Source organism: Bradyrhizobium sp. 44, assembly GCF_023073095.1.
GTDB lineage: Bacteria > Pseudomonadota > Alphaproteobacteria > Rhizobiales > Xanthobacteraceae > Bradyrhizobium.
Window position 1 is genome coordinate 290,507 of sequence record NZ_JADPIY010000029.1, and the last position, 15,087, is coordinate 305,593.

The 15,087-nt window shown below is 63.5% G+C and carries 13 protein-coding genes; 7 read left to right on the top strand and 6 right to left on the bottom strand.

Annotated features, from left to right (window positions below; translation table 11 throughout):
- Window position 1 precedes the first annotated feature (1 nt).
- The 4 genes from IVB41_RS27170 to IVB41_RS27185 are packed head-to-tail and all read right to left on the bottom strand — an operon-like array spanning window position 2 to window position 4,730.
- On the bottom strand, window positions 2-1,090 hold the full coding sequence (locus IVB41_RS27170) for an NAD/NADP-dependent octopine/nopaline dehydrogenase family protein (protein ID WP_247356520.1): 1,089 nt from the start codon (window positions 1,088-1,090) through the stop codon (window positions 2-4).
- Window positions 1,087-2,610 carry a long-chain fatty acid--CoA ligase gene (locus IVB41_RS27175; RefSeq protein WP_247436943.1) on the bottom strand — a complete coding sequence of 508 codons (1,524 nt, stop codon included), beginning with the start codon at window positions 2,608-2,610 and terminating at the stop codon, window positions 1,087-1,089. The genes IVB41_RS27170 and IVB41_RS27175 overlap by 4 nt, the downstream gene beginning before the upstream one ends.
- Before the next feature lie 2 nt (window positions 2,611-2,612).
- Window positions 2,613-3,902, bottom strand: a complete 1,290-nt coding sequence (locus IVB41_RS27180) for an acyl-CoA dehydrogenase family protein (protein WP_247436946.1) — start codon at window positions 3,900-3,902, stop codon at window positions 2,613-2,615.
- A 12-nt stretch (window positions 3,903-3,914) separates the two neighbouring features.
- Window positions 3,915-4,730: an alpha/beta fold hydrolase gene (locus tag IVB41_RS27185; protein ID WP_247436950.1), complete on the bottom strand. Its 816-nt coding sequence runs from the start codon at window positions 4,728-4,730 to the stop codon at window positions 3,915-3,917.
- 198 nt (window positions 4,731-4,928) lie between these two features.
- On the opposite strand from IVB41_RS27185, the gene IVB41_RS27190 reads away from it, so the two are divergent.
- From IVB41_RS27190 to IVB41_RS27205, 4 genes are all read left to right on the top strand, one after another.
- A complete protein-coding gene (locus tag IVB41_RS27190; protein ID WP_247436953.1) occupies window positions 4,929-5,690 on the top strand; it encodes an SDR family NAD(P)-dependent oxidoreductase in 762 nt (253 codons plus the stop codon).
- Between the two features lie 43 nt (window positions 5,691-5,733).
- Window positions 5,734-6,570, top strand: a complete 837-nt coding sequence (locus tag IVB41_RS27195) for an enoyl-CoA hydratase family protein (RefSeq protein WP_247436974.1) — start codon at window positions 5,734-5,736, stop codon at window positions 6,568-6,570.
- 94 nt (window positions 6,571-6,664) lie between these two features.
- Window positions 6,665-9,016, top strand: coding sequence for a bifunctional salicylyl-CoA 5-hydroxylase/oxidoreductase (locus IVB41_RS27200; RefSeq protein ID WP_247436993.1), 2,352 nt, complete (start codon window positions 6,665-6,667; stop codon window positions 9,014-9,016).
- A gap of 55 nt (window positions 9,017-9,071) precedes the next feature.
- Window positions 9,072-10,322 carry a flavin-dependent oxidoreductase gene (locus tag IVB41_RS27205; protein ID WP_247437003.1) on the top strand — a complete coding sequence of 417 codons (1,251 nt, stop codon included), beginning with the start codon at window positions 9,072-9,074 and terminating at the stop codon, window positions 10,320-10,322.
- A gap of 9 nt (window positions 10,323-10,331) precedes the next feature.
- Here IVB41_RS27205 and IVB41_RS27210 read toward each other — a convergent pair whose 3' ends face one another.
- Together IVB41_RS27210 and IVB41_RS27215 are read right to left on the bottom strand one after the other, a co-directional pair.
- Window positions 10,332-10,787: a cupin domain-containing protein gene (locus IVB41_RS27210; protein ID WP_027566694.1), complete on the bottom strand. Its 456-nt coding sequence runs from the start codon at window positions 10,785-10,787 to the stop codon at window positions 10,332-10,334.
- Between the two features lie 29 nt (window positions 10,788-10,816).
- Window positions 10,817-11,992: an ABC transporter substrate-binding protein gene (locus IVB41_RS27215; protein WP_027566695.1), complete on the bottom strand. Its 1,176-nt coding sequence runs from the start codon at window positions 11,990-11,992 to the stop codon at window positions 10,817-10,819.
- Window positions 11,993-12,269: 277 nt separating this feature from the next.
- Here IVB41_RS27215 and IVB41_RS27220 point away from each other — a divergent pair, with 277 nt between their 5' ends.
- The 3 genes from IVB41_RS27220 (at window position 12,270) to IVB41_RS27230 (ending at window position 15,079) form a co-directional block, all read left to right on the top strand.
- Window positions 12,270-12,761, top strand: a complete 492-nt coding sequence (locus tag IVB41_RS27220; RefSeq protein ID WP_247438170.1) for a MarR family winged helix-turn-helix transcriptional regulator — start codon at window positions 12,270-12,272, stop codon at window positions 12,759-12,761.
- A 146-nt stretch (window positions 12,762-12,907) separates the two neighbouring features.
- Window positions 12,908-14,599 carry a benzoate-CoA ligase family protein gene (locus IVB41_RS27225; RefSeq protein WP_247437005.1) on the top strand — a complete coding sequence of 564 codons (1,692 nt, stop codon included), beginning with the start codon at window positions 12,908-12,910 and terminating at the stop codon, window positions 14,597-14,599.
- Between the two features lie 21 nt (window positions 14,600-14,620).
- On the top strand, window positions 14,621-15,079 hold the full coding sequence (locus IVB41_RS27230) for a RidA family protein (RefSeq protein ID WP_027566698.1): 459 nt from the start codon (window positions 14,621-14,623) through the stop codon (window positions 15,077-15,079).
- Window positions 15,080-15,087 lie beyond the last annotated feature (8 nt).

Here is a 15,087-nt window from a genome sequence, read left to right on the forward strand (position 1 = left end):
GTCAAAATCCCTTGCGAAGAAGCGTCTGCAAAGCGGCCTTGTCGAGATTGCCGAGGCCCAGCTTCTCGAGGGTTCGGCCGCCTTGCGTGAAATCCTCACCGCAGATTGCGCCACCGATGGCCAGAAATCCTTTGGCCAGCGGCGTAGCCACGCCCGCCAGGCCGGCGACAGAGACCAGCAGCGATAGCCCAAGCCGCAAATCTTCTCTCATGTAGCGGTGCTCGGTCAGCACGATCCGCTCGCGCCAGTCGCCGGAATCGGTCAGCCGGTCGTGCGAGCCGCGGCCATACATCCAGATCTCGCCTTCCTTGGCATAGTGATGGGCGAGCGGAAAATGCGGTGCGCCATATCCGAGCGCCTCACGCACGGCAATCCGTTCGGCATCGAGCGCGTCGGTGACACGGCGAATCGCGGCTTGCGTTCCTTCCTTGTGGATGTCCCACTTTTCGAAATGCTCGATCGGGCCTGCATTCATCACGATCAGCGGCGGATGGATAATCGGGCCTGCATTCATCAGCGCACCGGAGAGAGCATCGCCGCACGGCTCGATTGCGTTGGCGAAAGCCTGTCCAATCACCGCAAGCGCACGCGGCGCCTGATCGAGCGGGAAAACGCCGACCGGCAGTCGCTTGGCGCGGATGGTGATCGCGACCTCGAACGGGCCGTGCTTGCGGGCCAGCCAGGGCAAGGTCCCGGTTTCGGCAAAGCACGCGTTGGCGGGGTTGCCGGCATCCCGCGCAGCCTGGGCGAAGATCATCGAACCGAACGTGGCCGGCGGCAGAAACACGACCTGTCCATCCTGCAGATGTGGAGCAAGCAGGCGCGCAATATCAGACTGCGCGAAGGCGGGGGCGGGGCACAGGATCAGCTCTGCGCCGTTGACGGCTTCGGCGATGGCAGCGGTGACCAGCGCGAGCTTGACGTCGTGACGGCCGTCATGATCCTTCACCAGGATGCGCGAGCCGGCGGCGCGATGGGCTGCGACCTGATCCGCGTCGCGGCGCCAGAGCCGGACCTCATGTCCCGACAGCGCAAAATCGCCCGCGGCCGCGAAAGAGCCGTTTCCCCCACCCAGAACCGCAATCTTCAAGATGCTTCTCCTTGCGCGCGCGATTGCGCATCAAGCTGCTTCAGCAGGAAATGCTGGACCTTGCCCAGCGCTGTGCGCGGCAGGTCGGTGACGAAAACGATGTCGCGCGGAACCTTGTAGCGGGCGAGTTGGGCTTGAAGATGCGCTTTCAACGCGTCTGCTTCGAGCCGACAGCCGGATCGCGGGATCACGTAGGCGATGGGCACCTCGTCCCAGCGTGGATCGGGCCGGCCGATCACGGCGCATTCGCTGACATCGGGATGTTCCAGCAGGACGCGTTCGACCTCCGCCGGATAGATGTTCTCGCCGCCGGAAATGACCATGTTCTTCTTGCGGTCGCGCACCCAGAAATAGCCGTCCGCGTCGCACAGGCCGATATCGCCGGTACGGTACCAGCCGTCGTGCAGCGCATCGCGCGTTGCGTCCGCATTGCCCCAATATTCGAAGAACACGTTGGGGCCGCGCACTGCGATCTCCCCCGGCGCTCCCGTCGGCACCTCGTTGCCGGCCTGATCGATCACTTTCGCTTCGCAGCACAGGCCGGCAAGTCCGGTCGATCCCGCGCGCGAGAGATCGCCACCAAGCCGGGTGTAGACTGCGATGGGACAAGTTTCCGTCGAGCCGTAGACCTGAAGCACGGGTACGCCGCGCGCCACGAAGCGGTCGATCAGATGCGGCGGCACGATGGTCGAGCCGGTCGCGACGGCTTTGAGTGACGAAAGGTCGGTCGTGGGCCAGGCGGGATGCTCGCTCACCGCCTGGATGATCGCCGGCACCATCACGGTCAAGGTCGGCCGTTCCCGTTCGATGGCTGCAAGCGCGGTGTCCGGCGTGAAGCGTGCGTGAACCGTGACCGTCGCGCCCAGCTGGAGCGCCGCCGTGGTCTGGATGTTGAGGCCACCGACGTGGAAGAACGGTAGCAGCGTCAGCACATGGTCATCGGACGTCATGTTGTGCATGTGCTGGCTCATGACGCCGTTCCAGAACAACGCCTCCTGGCGCAGCACTGCGCCTTTGGGCCGTCCGGTCGTTCCCGATGTGTAGACAATGAGGAGCGGACAGGAGAGATCAGTGTGCGGGTTGCGGCCGGTGCCGCGGCTTCGAGCCAACAGGTTTTCGAACGTCATGCTGCGGGCCGGCTCGAAATCGAGCCCGACGATTGCGGTCCCCTCAAGCTCGGCGAGTACCCCCTCAAATGCCTGCTCGAGCACCAGGACCTTGGCGCCGGCATCGTTGAGGATGAAGAGCTGCTCGGCCACAGCGAGCCGCCAGTTCAGGGGCACCAGCATCGCGCCGAGCCGCGCGCAGGCATAGAGCAGAACCAGATAGTCCGGCCGGTTCAGGCTGAGGATCGCAACGCGGTCGCCCCGGCCGACGCCGAGCTCCTGCTTCAACGTCGCCGCCGTCCGCTCGATGCGTGCAGCGAATGCCGCATAGCTCAACCGTTCGCCCTCGAAGGCGATGGCCGTCTTGTCTGGCGCGAACGCCGCGTTGCGATCGATCAGACTGCAGAGATCCACCGTTAGTCGTCCGTTTCGCCGGCCTCGTACAGCGCCTCGCGCCCGATCCGGTCGAGGCAGAGCTCGGCTGTCCAGGGCAACATCAGCGAGCCGCAGCGGCTATCGCGATAGATGCGCTCCAGCGGCAGCGAGCGCAGCATGGCCTGTCCGCCGCAGGTGCGGATCGCGAGCGCAGCGAGCTCATTGGCACCCTCCATCACCGAATATTGTGCGGCATAAGCGCGAAGCACCTGCTCCTTGCTCGGATTGGCGCGCGCTTCGGTGACGGCCTGGAACCAGATCGCCTTGATCTGCTCGAGCTTGATCTGCATCTGCGCGACCGCAATTTGCTTGGTCGGATACATCCTGCGCTTGACCGGCGGCATGCCCGGTACTTCGCCGCGCAGATACCGCACGGTGAAGTCATAGGCGGCTTGCGCAAGGCCCATATAGGTTGGCGACAGCGTCAGGAACATGTGCGGCCAGCGCATCGCGGCCTGGAAATAGACGCTGCGCGGCATCAGCGCCGAATCTGCCGGCACGAACACGTCCTTGAACAGCAGCGTGCGCGAGACCGTCCCGCGCATGCCGAGCGGATCCCAGTCGCCGACGACCGAAACGCCTTCCGATTTCGCAGGAATGGCGAGGTAAAGCGTATTGCGGCGCGAAGCCTTCTCGCCTTCCTCGATCTCCGTGCAGAGAACGCCGTAATAGTCCGCATGGCCGGAGAGTGATGCAAAGATCTTCTTGCCGTTGACGATCCAGCCGCCCTCGACCGGCCGCGCTTCCGTGCCGAAAGCAACACCGCCTGCCGCAGCTGCACCGCCTTCCGAAAAAGGCTGCGAATAGATCGCGCCATGCTCGACGATGCGCTTGTAGTGGACTGCACGCCGCTGCTCGTGCTCGGCGCGGGTTTCAGCATCCATGTCGAGATCGTCGGCGAGCGGACCGGACCACAGCGTCGAGCAGACGTGCATGTTCCAGGTGAGCGCAGTCGCGCCGCAATAGCGGCCGATTTCGGCTGCCGCCAGTGCGTAGGTTTGATAATTCGCGCCGAGCCCGCCATGCTTCTTGGGTACGGCAATACCGAGCAGGCCGACGCGATGCAGGTCGCGATAATTCTCAGACGGGAAGATCGCCTCGCGGTCGTAAGTCGCGGCGCGGCCGGCGAACACGCTCTGGCCGATCTCGCGCGCCCGCGCGATGATGCCGGCCTGCTCGTCGCTCAGTCGGAATGCGACAGGATCGAAGATCGGCGCATCCAGCGCGACCTTGTCACTCGCGCCGATGGTCTTGCTGACTTGCATGGTCATTGCGCAGTCATCCTACGTTTTCGTCGCGACAGAATTCAGGAATCGGCCGAGCGCCTCGTTAAAGGCATCGGGGCGTTCGAGGTTGGCGAGATGGCCGACAGCGTCGAGCTCGACATATTCCGCGGAAGGAATGTAGGTCGCCGTCTTCGCCATCATTGGGGCTGGCGCGTTGTTGTCCTTGGAGCCGGACAGCAGAAGCGTCGGGATGGAAATATCCTTGAGGGTGCTGCGTTGGTCGAAGCCGATCAAGGCCAGCATCATGGCGCGATAGCTCGCCTCGGGCACACTTGCCATGCACTCGCGTGCAAGCTCCATTCCCCTGGGATCAGGATCGTCGCCCACCAGCTCCTTCACCAGAGAGGGAGCCAGCGACTTCATCGTTTCGCCGCGATCGAGCGGCCCGAGCCGGGCGGCGATAAACGATTTCTGCCAATCGCCGTCGGCCTTGCCGAACGCCGGGCTGGTCTGCGCCAGCACGACCGCGCGCGCCAGTTTTGGGGATTGCACCAGCCATTTCTGGACGATCATGCCGCCGATGGAATGTCCGACCAGAATTGGCTTGCTCGCCCCAAGCTGCTCGATGAATCGCTGCAGCGCATCCGCCAGGGCAGCGATGCTGACGGTGGCGAGCGGCGCCGAGCTGCCATAGCCCGGCATGTCCCATGCAATCGCGTGAAAGCGGTCGCCGAACGTCGCAAGCTGCTGCCGCCAGGCCCGTGCCGCACCGCCGATGCCATGCAGGAAAATCAGAGGTGTCCCGCCCGGATCGCCCGCTGCTTCATAGGAGAAGCGGCCGTCCTTTGTTATCTTTGGCGCAGGCTGCGACACGCGACATCCTTTTGCTTGGCCCTTCGATGCTAACAGGCCTGTGAGGGATGGGAAGAGATAATTTTATACTTAAAGCAATTTTCAGGCCGTCTTCTCCGTTGCGACGGTTCACGGGGTGGAGTCGAGCTTTGTTTGCAAAAGTTTGAAGGTTAAAATATATCGAGAAGAGCGATCAGCAGAATGCAAGGAAGCCAGCGCATGTCCGGATTACCGCATTCGCCGCACGCGCTGGTGACCGGTGGCGGTCGCGGCATCGGTCGCGCCATCGCAGCAGCGCTCGTCGGGGGCGGTGCCACCGTGACCGTCCTTGGGCGGAACGCTGCGACGCTTGAAGAGGCTGTCAGCGCAGGGGCAGCACATTTTGCGGCCGTCGCCGATGTCTCGGACGAAACCTCATTGAAGGTCGCCATCGCTCAAGCGAGTGCACGGCAGCCGATCGATATCCTGATCGCCAACGCGGGAAGTGCCGAGTCCGCGCCGTTCTCCAAATCCGACAGCGCCCTGTTCGCGCGCATGATGGACGTCAATTTCATGGGCGTGGTCCATGCTGTCAGCGCTGTGCTGCCCGGGATGAAGGATCGGCCCTATGGCCGTATCGTCGCGATCGCGTCGACGGCGGGGCTCAAGGGATATGCCTATGTCAGCGCGTACACTGCAGCCAAGCATGCTGTGGTCGGTCTCGTGCGTTCCCTTGCGCTCGAGATGGCCGGCAGCAATGTGACCGTCAACGCGGTGTGTCCCGGTTTCACCGACACCGATCTGGTCGCCGGCAGCATCGAGAACATCATGAAAAAGACGAGGCGGAGCCGCGAGCAGGCCATTGCCGAGCTCGCAAAGCATAATCCACAGGGACGATTGATCTCTCCTCAGCAGGTCGCGGATACCGTGCTCTGGCTGTGCGGCGAGGGCGCCGGCGCAATCACCGGGCAGGCGATCGCTGTTGCCGGTGGTGAGATTTAGCGCACATGGCACCGGCACGGAACAAGAAAGCCAAGGAGATCGTATGAGCAGACCAGCCAATCCCGTGACCTTACCGCTTGCGGACTATTCGCCGCAGCACTTCCTGCTGGCCGTCGTCGATGGTGTTGCAACCGTGACGCTCAATCGCCCGGAACGGAAGAATCCGCTGACCTTCGAGAGCTATCGCGAACTCACCGATTTCTTTCGCGCCTGCGCGTTCGACGATGCGGTCAAGTCCCTCGTCGTGACCGGCGCTGGTGCCAATTTTTCGTCCGGCGGCGACGTGTTCGAGATCATCGGGCCGCTCGTGAAGATGGACACCAAGGGGCTGACGGCGTTTACGCGGATGACCGGCGACCTCGTCAAGGCGATGCGGGCCTGTCCGCAGCCGATCGTTGCTGCGGTTGAAGGCATTTGCGCCGGCGCGGGCGCGATCATCGCCATGGCGTCGGACATGCGGCTTGCGGCGAGCGGGGCCAAGGTCGCCTTCCTCTTCAACAAGGTCGGCCTTGCCGGTTGTGACATGGGCGCCTGCGCGATCCTGCCGCGGATCATCGGACAGTCCCGCGCTTCCGAGTTGCTCTACACCGGCCGGTTCATGACCGCGGAGGAGGGCGAGCGCTGGGGCTTCTTCAGCCGCATCGTCACGTCGGAGCAGGTGCTGCCCCAGGCACAGCTACTGGCCAAGCAGATTGCTGAGGGACCGACCTTCGCCAACACCATGACCAAGCGGATGCTGGCCATGGAATGGGCGATGTCGGTGGAGGAGGCGATCGAGGCGGAGGCCGTTGCTCAAGCGCTGTGCATGACAACGGCCGATTTCGAACGGGCCTTCGAGGCCTTTGCCAACAAGGTCAAGCCGGTCTTCAGGGGCGACTAGGCCCGGCTTTGCCGGCAGCCTGCCGCAATGGGGACTTGCGCGAGATTATTTTAGGCTTAAAATAGTTTCGCCGGGTTGAATTGGCGAGGCTCCCATGAAAGTCGCGATCATCGGTGGCGGACCTGCGGGTCTCTACGCTGCAATCCTGCTGAAGAAGCAGCGGCCGAGCGCCGAGATCGCGGTGTACGAGCGCAACCGCGCCGACGACACCTTCGGCTTCGGCGTGGTGTTCTCGGACGCCACGCTCGATAATTTCGAGAAGCACGACCTTCCGAGCTATCGCCGCATCACCCAGGAATTCGCCTACTGGGATGACATCGCCGTGCACTTCCGCGGAACGGTCCATCGGGTCGGTGGCAACGGCTTTTGTGGCTGCTCGCGGCAGAAGCTGCTCCTGATCCTGCAGGCGCGCGCGCGCGAGCTGGGCGTCGTCCTGAATTTCGAAGCAGACGTCGAGGACGAGACCCGCTTCGCCGACGCCGATCTGATCCTGGTCGCGGACGGCATCAACAGCCGCTTCCGCGACAAATATGTCGATCATTTCGCGCCGGAACTCGATCTCCGTGCCAACAAGTTCGCCTGGATGGGTTCGACCAGGCCGCTGGATGCCTTCACCTTCATCTTCCAGGAGACGGAGTGGGGACCGTTCATCGCCCATGCCTATCAATATGAAGCCGGGCACTCGACCTGGATTTTCGAGACCGATCCGGAGACGTTCGAACGCGCCGGGCTGACGGGGCTGAACGAGACCCAGTCGGCTGCGCGAATGGCCGAGATCTTCGGCTGGTTCCTCGATGGGCATCAACTGCTCACCAATCGTTCGACGTGGCGCAACTTCCCGATGATCCGCAGCAAGCGCTGGGTCAAGGACAACATGGTTCTGCTCGGCGACGCCAAGGCGAGCGCGCATTTCTCGATCGGCTCGGGCACCAAGCTTGCGATGGAAGATGCGATTGCGCTGGCAGAGGCGATGGAGAAGGCGCCCAGCATCAAGGCGGCGCTGGACGTCTATGAGCACGGGCGGCGTGAGGAGGTCGAGAAGACGCAGCACGCCGCGGACGTCTCGCTGGTCTGGTTCGAGCATGTCGACCGCTTCTGGGATTTCGATCCCGTGCAGTTTGCCTTCGGCGTGATGACGCGCTCGAAGGCGATCACCTACGATAATCTGAAGCTTCGCGCTCCTGACTTCGTGGCGGAGGTCGAAAGATCGTTTGCCAAGCGTGTTCGTGACAGCGGTTTCGAAGTCGACACCGAGAAGCCGATGGTGCCGCTGTTCCAGCCCTTCCGGCTGCGTGAGATGGAGATCGCCAATCGCGCCGTGGTGTCGCCGATGTGCATGTATTCGGCGAAGGAGGGCGTGCCGACCGATTTCCATCTGGTGCATTACGGATCGCGCGCGATCGGCGGCGCCGGCCTGATCTTCAGCGAGATGGTCTGCGTCAGCCGTGAGGCGCGGATCACGCCGGGCTGCGCAGGACTGTGGAATGACGAGCAGGAGGCTGCATGGCGGCGCATCGTTGATTTCGTACATACCAATTCAGCCGCAAAAATCTGCCTGCAGTTGGGCCACGCCGGGCGCAAGGGCGCGACCAAGCTGATGTGGGACGGCATGGACCGTCCGCTCGAGGAGGGCGGCTGGGAGGTGTTTTCGGCGTCGCCGCTGCCCTATTTCCCCGACAGCCAGGTTCCGCGCGAGCTCGATCGCGTCGGCATGAATGCAGTGAAGGACGCTTTCGTCGCGGCGGCCGAGCGCGGCGAACGCTGTGGCTTCGACATGCTCGAACTGCACTGCGCCCACGGCTATCTGCTTGCGAGCTTCATCTCGCCGCTGACGAATAGACGCGCGGATGAGTATGGCGGCTCGCTCGAAAACCGCCTGCGCTTCCCGCTCGAAATCTTCGAGGCGCTGCGGGCCATATGGCCGTCGCACAAGCCGATGTCTGTGCGCATTTCCGCGACCGACTGGGCCGAGGGTGGCATCGGCGGCGACGACGCAGTGGCGATCGCGCGGGCTTTTGCCGAGGCGGGCGTCGATCTCGTCGACGTCTCGACCGGGCAGACAGTGCGCGATGCGCAGCCGATCTATGGCCGCATGTTCCAGACCCCGTTCTCCGACCAGGTCCGCAATGAGGCGCGCGTGGCCACGATGTGCGTCGGCAACATCACGACGGCGGACCAGGCCAACACCATCCTGGCTGCCGGCCGGGCTGACCTCGTCGCGCTCGGGCGGCCGCATCTGGTCGATCCCTCCTTCACCATGAGGGCGGCGGCCTGGTACGGAGCGGGCGACGCGTTCTGCCCGCCGCAATATCTTCCCGGAAAAGATCAGATTTTCCGCAACAGCGTGCGCGACCGGCAGGATCTCGAGGAGCTGAGAATTAAGGCTAAGCCCAAGACCCGGGCCGAGCTCAAGGCGGAGGCGACAAAGCCGCTTGCGGCCGAGTGACCGCCCGTGCGACTTTGGCCGCATTGCCTGGTGTGTACCGAGTGGAGTGAGGGCGATGAAGGCGATTATCGTCGGCGGCGGTATCGGTGGTCTCACCACCGCATTGATGCTGCGCTCGCGGGGCCTCGCTTGCGAGATCTTCGAGCAGTCCGACACCATCCGCGAGCTTGGTGTCGGCATCAACACGCTGCCCCATGCCATGCGTGAGCTGGCAGGCCTCGGTCTGCTGCAGCAGCTTGACGATGTCGCGATCCGCACCGACCAGCTCTATTACCTCAATCGTCACGGCCAGGAAGTCTGGCGCGAGGCCCGCGGCATCGACGCCGGCCACGATGTGCCGCAATTCTCGATCCACCGCGGTCGCCTTCAAGGCGTCATCCATCGGGCCGTCGAGGAGCGGCTCGGGCCGGAGGCCATCCACACCGGCTCCCGCCTCGGTGCCTTCACGCAGGACGAGGGCGGCGTCACCGCGTACTTCTTCGACCGCTCAGGCGCGCACATCCATACCGCGCGCGGCGACATCCTGATTGGTGCCGACGGCATCCATTCGCGGGTCCGTGACACGCTGTTCCCGAGCGAGGGGCCGCCGTGCTGGAACGGCCTGATGCTGTGGCGCGGTGCGCGGGATTGGCCGCTATTCCTTACCGGCAAGTCGATGATCGTCGCCGGCGGGCTCAACGCCAAGGTGGTGATCTATCCCATCGCGGAGGGATCGAGCCCGGCGAGCCGTCTCACCAATTGGGCGGTGCTGGTGAGGGTCGGCGAGGGCAACGCGCCGCCGCCGCGGAAGGAAGACTGGTCGCGGCCGGGCCGTCGCGAGGAGCTGATGCCGCATGTGGCGCGCTTTTCGGTGCCTTACGTCGACGTGAAGAGCCTGATCTCGGCCACGCCCGAGTTCTACGAATATCCGACCTGCGACCGCGATCCGTTGCCCTATTGGTCGTCCGGCAGAGTGACGCTGCTCGGCGATGCCGCGCATCCGATGTATCCGGTTGGCTCCAACGGCGCTTCGCAGGCCATCCTCGACGCGCGCTGCCTCGCCGACGCGCTGGTGCGCGCCGAGCATCCGCGCCAGGCGTTGCTTGAATACGAGAAGAAGCGCCTGCCCATGACCGCAGATATCGTCCGCTCCAACCGGCGCGGCGGCCCCGAGGGCGTCATCGACGCCGTCGAGCAGCTCGCGCCTGATGGTTTCGACAATGTCGACAACGTGCTGAGCTATTCCCAGCGCGAGGCGATCGTGCGCGGCTATGCCACCAAGGCCGGCTTCGCCGCAGTGCCGGGACTTGCGGCGGTGCGGGCTTAAGATGCGCTGCTAGCCGCCGGGAGGCGGCGGCAGGAAGTGGATGTTGAACTCGGCGGCCATCGCCACCACGTCCTCGGGCTTCTGTTCCTTCATGTTGTGAAGGCCCCAGAACAGGTCGAACAGCTTGCGGGTCGGTGACACCCAGAACAACACCTTCGCGGTCTGATCCGATTTGTTGAAGATGCCATGCGGCACGCCCATGCCGAGCCGGATCAGGTCGCCCGCGGTCGCCTGCGACTCGGAATTGCCGAGCATGAAATCGAGCTTGCCCTCCAGCATGTAGAGATATTCATCCTGGTCCGGATGAATGTGCGGCGGCACGAACGTGCCCGGCGGCAGCGTCGCATGCCAGGAGAAGCTGTGCTCCGTGTTGCTCTTCGGGACATAGGTCTGGCCGAGGATGTTCCAGGAGATGCCCTGGATCCCCTCATTGGCCCGTGTGATGCCGGTGATTTCGCTTTTCATCGTGATCCTCCCTCGACGCGACGTGCGGCTTAGTTCGCCGCCTTGCAGTCCTTGGCGTAGCGGTCGCCGTAATTCTCAAAGACTTTCTGGACGATCTCGGTCTGGAACTTGCCGTCCGCGCGCTTGGCGACCTTGGTCAGGTAGAAATCCTGGATCGGATAACCGTTGGTGTTGAACTTGAAGGCGCCGCGCAGCGAGGTGAAGTCGGCCTTTTTCAGAGCGGCCGCGACCGCGTCCTTGTTGGAGAGGTCGCCCTTCACGGCCTTGACGGCGCTGTCGATCAGCATCGCGGCATCATACGCCTGAAAGGCGTAGGTACCGGGCACGCCGTTATAGGCGGCCTCGTAGGCGGCGACGAACTTCTTGTTCTGGGGATTGTCGAGATTGGGCGCCCAGTTCGCGCCGCCGAACATGCCGACGGCCGCGTCCTGCTGCGCCGGCAACGTCGATTCATCCACCGTGAAAGCCGAGAGCACCGGAATGCTGTCGGCAAGGCCAGCCTGCCGGTATTGCTTGACGAGATTGACCCCGAGGCCGCCGGGCATGAACGTGAAGAGCGCATCCGGCTTCTGCGATGAAATCTTGGAAAGCTCCGGCTGGAAGTCCAGCGTGTTGAGCGGCATGTAGGATTCTTCGACGATCTCGCCCTTGTAGTCGAGCTTGAAGCCCGCCACCGAGTCCTTGCCGGCCTGATAATTCGGCACCATCAGATACATGCGCTTGTATCCGCGATCCTGCGCGACCTTGCCGAGGATTTCGTGCACCTGATCGTTCTGATACGAGGTCACATAGAAGAAGGGGTTGCAATCCTTGCCGGCAAAAGTGGACGGGCCGGCATTGGGGCTGATCAGGAAGGTTTTCGATTCCGTGACCGGCCGGTGGATCGCCTGGAGGATGTTGGAGAAGATCGGGCCGACCACGAAGTCGACCTTGTCGCGCTCCAGAAGGCCCTTGACCTTGGTAACCGCTGCGTCGGGCTTCAATTCGTCGTCGACCACGACGACCTCGACATCGCGGCCGCCCATCTTGCCGCCGAGATCCTTCATTCCGAGCGCAAAGCCGTCGCGAACCTGTTGGCCGAGCGCGGCGGCGGGTCCCGACAGGGTCACGATCACACCCAGCTTGATTTTCTCCTGGGCGAGGGAAGGGCTCACCGCGGTGCCAAGCAGCCAGGCGGCTGCGGCCAACGTCATTTGCGTCTTCATGATCTGTCCCCCGTGACAACAGGACTTGCGCTGCAAGCCGCTACTCCAATCCAAGTTTATGCCGATGATTGCTGCCGCGGCAAGCGAGCTCAAAGCGTCGTCATCTGCGGACAGCGGCGCATGCAAGCGGCGCGCCAATTATTTGAAGCCTAAAGAAATCGGGATGCGATCGATTGTTGCGGCTTTAGGCTTGCAGCCGGCTTCGATTTATTTGAAGCTCAAAATGTTGGGAATCCGTGCCGGGCGCCAATGCTAGGCCGTGAGTGACTGCATCAACATGCTCGATTCCGAGACCAAGGCCGTCGAAACTCCGGAGGATCACGCCGAAGAGCTTCGGCTGTGGCTGCGCCTCTTGACCTGCACGACGCTGATCGAGGGCGAGGTCCGTGGCCGGTTGCGGCAGCGCTTCGACGTCACATTGCCCCGTTTCGACCTGATGGCGCAGCTCGACAAGGCACCCGACGGCATGACGCTGTCCGACGTCTCCAAGCGCATGATGGTGTCGAACGGCAACGTCACCGGTCTCGTCGAGCGCCTCGTGGAATCCGGTCATCTCGACCGCCGCACGTCGGAGACCGACCGCCGCGTCCAGGTGATCCGGCTGACCAAACTCGGTCGCGCCCAGTTTCGCAGAATGGCCGCGGAACACGAGACCTGGATCGCCGATCTTTTCGCCGACCTGACGCCGAAGGATGTGCGCGAATTGATGCGGCTGCTCGCCAAGACCAAGGCATCGGCGCAGAAATCGGCCGGTCGCCGCCGGGCCTAGTGCGCGGCTGACGCGCCCACCAATCCCATTTGCCGCCGGAAAAAGCACGGGATGCCCAAAATCCGCTATTGCACGAAATTGCTTTAAGCCTAAAATGTTTCCGAGTGAGTGCTGCCGGGTGCTTTCCATGCTGAAAGGAGCGTGCGATGGCCAACGCCGCCAAGGTTCAAGTCTCGGGCTCGCGTGACGATAACGCCGCGACAGCCCATGTCGATACGTTCGCGCGGCAGCACCTTCCGCCAGCCGAGCTCTGGCCGGAATTCATCTTCACGCGACCGGAACTGCAGTATCCGCCCCGCCTCAACTGCGTCAGCTATTTCCTTGACCGCTGGGTCGAGCAGGGACATGGCGACGCTCCTTGCGTGATCAGCCCCGCCGTCAGCTACACCTATCGTGAGCTGCAAACGGTCGTGAACCGCATCGCCAATGTGCTGGTCGGCAAGCTTGGTCTCGTCACCGGCGGACGCGTGCTGCTGCGTTCGGCCAACAATCCGATGATGGTCGCGACCTATCTGGCAGTGATCAAGGCCGGTGGCATCGTCGTCGCGACGATGCCACTGTTGCGTGCCAAGGAGCTGTCCTATCCGATCCAGAAGGCCGAGATCACGCTCGCGCTCTGCGACGGCAAGCTCGCCGACGAAATGGAGAAGGCGAAAGCCGCAGCCCCCGGCCTCGAGCGCGTGGTCTATTGGGGCAACGGCGGCAGCGACTCGCTCGAAGCGCTGATGGAGGATGCAAGTCCGGAGTTCAGGGCTGTCGATACCGCCTCCGACGGCGTCTGCCTGATTGCGTTCACGTCGGGCACGACCGGCGATCCCAAGGGCACCATGCATTTCCACCGTGACATGCTGGCGGTCTGCGATGGCTATGCGCGCAACATCCTGCGCGCGGAGCAGAAGGATCGCTTCGTCGGCTCGGCACCGCTCGCCTTCACGTTCGGCTTCGGCGGCGTGCTGTTTCCAATGCACATCGGCGCCTCGTTCGTCGTTCTGGAGAAGACGGCGCCCGACGACATTCTGAATGCGATCGAGCAGTACGAGACCACGGTCTGTTTCACCGCGCCGACCGCGTACCGGGCGATGATCGGCAAGCTTCCGGGCCGCGATATTTCCTCGCTTCGCAAATGCGTGTCCGCCGGAGAGACGCTGCCCAAGCCGACATTCGATGCCTGGCTGAAGGCGACCGGCATCAAGCTGATGGACGGCATCGGCTCGACCGAGCTGCTGCACATCTTCATCAGCGCGACCGAGGACGAGATCCGCCCCGGTGCAACGGGCAAGCCGGTGCCGGGGTATGAAGCGAAGATCGTCGATGATTCTGGCAATGACGTTCCGCCGGGCACGATGGGAAGGCTCGCGGTACGCGGGCCGACAGGTTGCCGCTATCTCGCCGACGAGCGGCAGCGCAAATACGTCCAGAACGGCTGGAACATCACCGGCGACACCTATCTGATGGATAGCGACGGCTATTTCTGGTATCAGTCGCGCTCGGACGACATGATCGTGTCGGCCGGCTACAACATCGCTGGCACGGACGTCGAGGCGGCGCTGCTCACGCATCCCTCCGTCCTCGAGTGCGGGGTCGTCGGCGCGCCGGACGAGGCGCGCGGCATGATCGTGAAGGCGTATGTCGTTGCCGCGCCGGGCGTAACGCCGGATGCCGAGCTCGTGGCTGCGTTGCAGGAGCATGTCAAACGCGAGATCGCGCCATACAAATATCCGCGCGCGATCGAGTTCGTGACGCAACTACCGAAGACCGAGACCGGCAAGTTAAAGCGCTTTGCCCTGCGGCAACTGGCGCAGACCGCGGTGACGTCCTCCGGCGTCGCGGCGGAATGAGAGAAGGATAGAGAATTGTCCGTGACGACGCCGAAAAGCCCGCAGCTTGCGGTGCTGCCGACAGCAGCTGAAGACGAAACCCGCGCCAGGGCGCAGGTGCTCCAACCGTCCGGTTGGCCGGTGCCGAAAGGCTATGCCAACGGCATGGCCGCCGAGGGACGCATCGTCGTCACTGGCGGTGTCATCGGCTGGGATGCCGAGGAGCGTCTCGCGGAGGGTTTTGTCGCGCAGGTGCGCCAAACCCTAGGCAACATCGCCGCGATCCTCGCGGAGGCCGGCGCGCAGCCCGAGCATCTGGTGCGCCTGACCTGGTACGTCGTCGACATGGACGAGTACCTGACGAACCTGAAAGAGCTCGGCAAGGCCTACCGCACCATCTTCGGCGCGCACTACCCGGCGATGGCGCTGGTTCAGGTCGTCCGCCTCGTCGAGAAGACGGCGCGCGTCGAAATCGAAGCCACCGCTGTCATTCCGCGCTGAACTGCGAT

Bases quoted from the DNA above. Each gene is read 5' to 3' on its own strand.
- IVB41_RS27205 (WP_247437003.1), top strand. From the start codon at position 9,072: ATGAAGGCGATTATCGTCGGCGGCGGTATCGGTGGTCTCACCACCGCA.
- IVB41_RS27180 (WP_247436946.1), bottom strand. From the start codon at position 3,902: ATGACCATGCAAGTCAGCAAGACCATCGGCGCGAGTGACAAGGTCGCG.
- IVB41_RS27200 (WP_247436993.1), top strand. From the start codon at position 6,665: ATGAAAGTCGCGATCATCGGTGGCGGACCTGCGGGTCTCTACGCTGCA.
- IVB41_RS27195 (WP_247436974.1), top strand. From the start codon at position 5,734: ATGAGCAGACCAGCCAATCCCGTGACCTTACCGCTTGCGGACTATTCG.
- IVB41_RS27210 (WP_027566694.1), bottom strand. From the start codon at position 10,787: ATGAAAAGCGAAATCACCGGCATCACACGGGCCAATGAGGGGATCCAG.
- IVB41_RS27190 (WP_247436953.1), top strand. From the start codon at position 4,929: ATGTCCGGATTACCGCATTCGCCGCACGCGCTGGTGACCGGTGGCGGT.
- IVB41_RS27220 (WP_247438170.1), top strand. From the start codon at position 12,270: ATGCTCGATTCCGAGACCAAGGCCGTCGAAACTCCGGAGGATCACGCC.
- IVB41_RS27225 (WP_247437005.1), top strand. From the start codon at position 12,908: ATGGCCAACGCCGCCAAGGTTCAAGTCTCGGGCTCGCGTGACGATAAC.
- IVB41_RS27215 (WP_027566695.1), bottom strand. From the start codon at position 11,992: ATGAAGACGCAAATGACGTTGGCCGCAGCCGCCTGGCTGCTTGGCACC.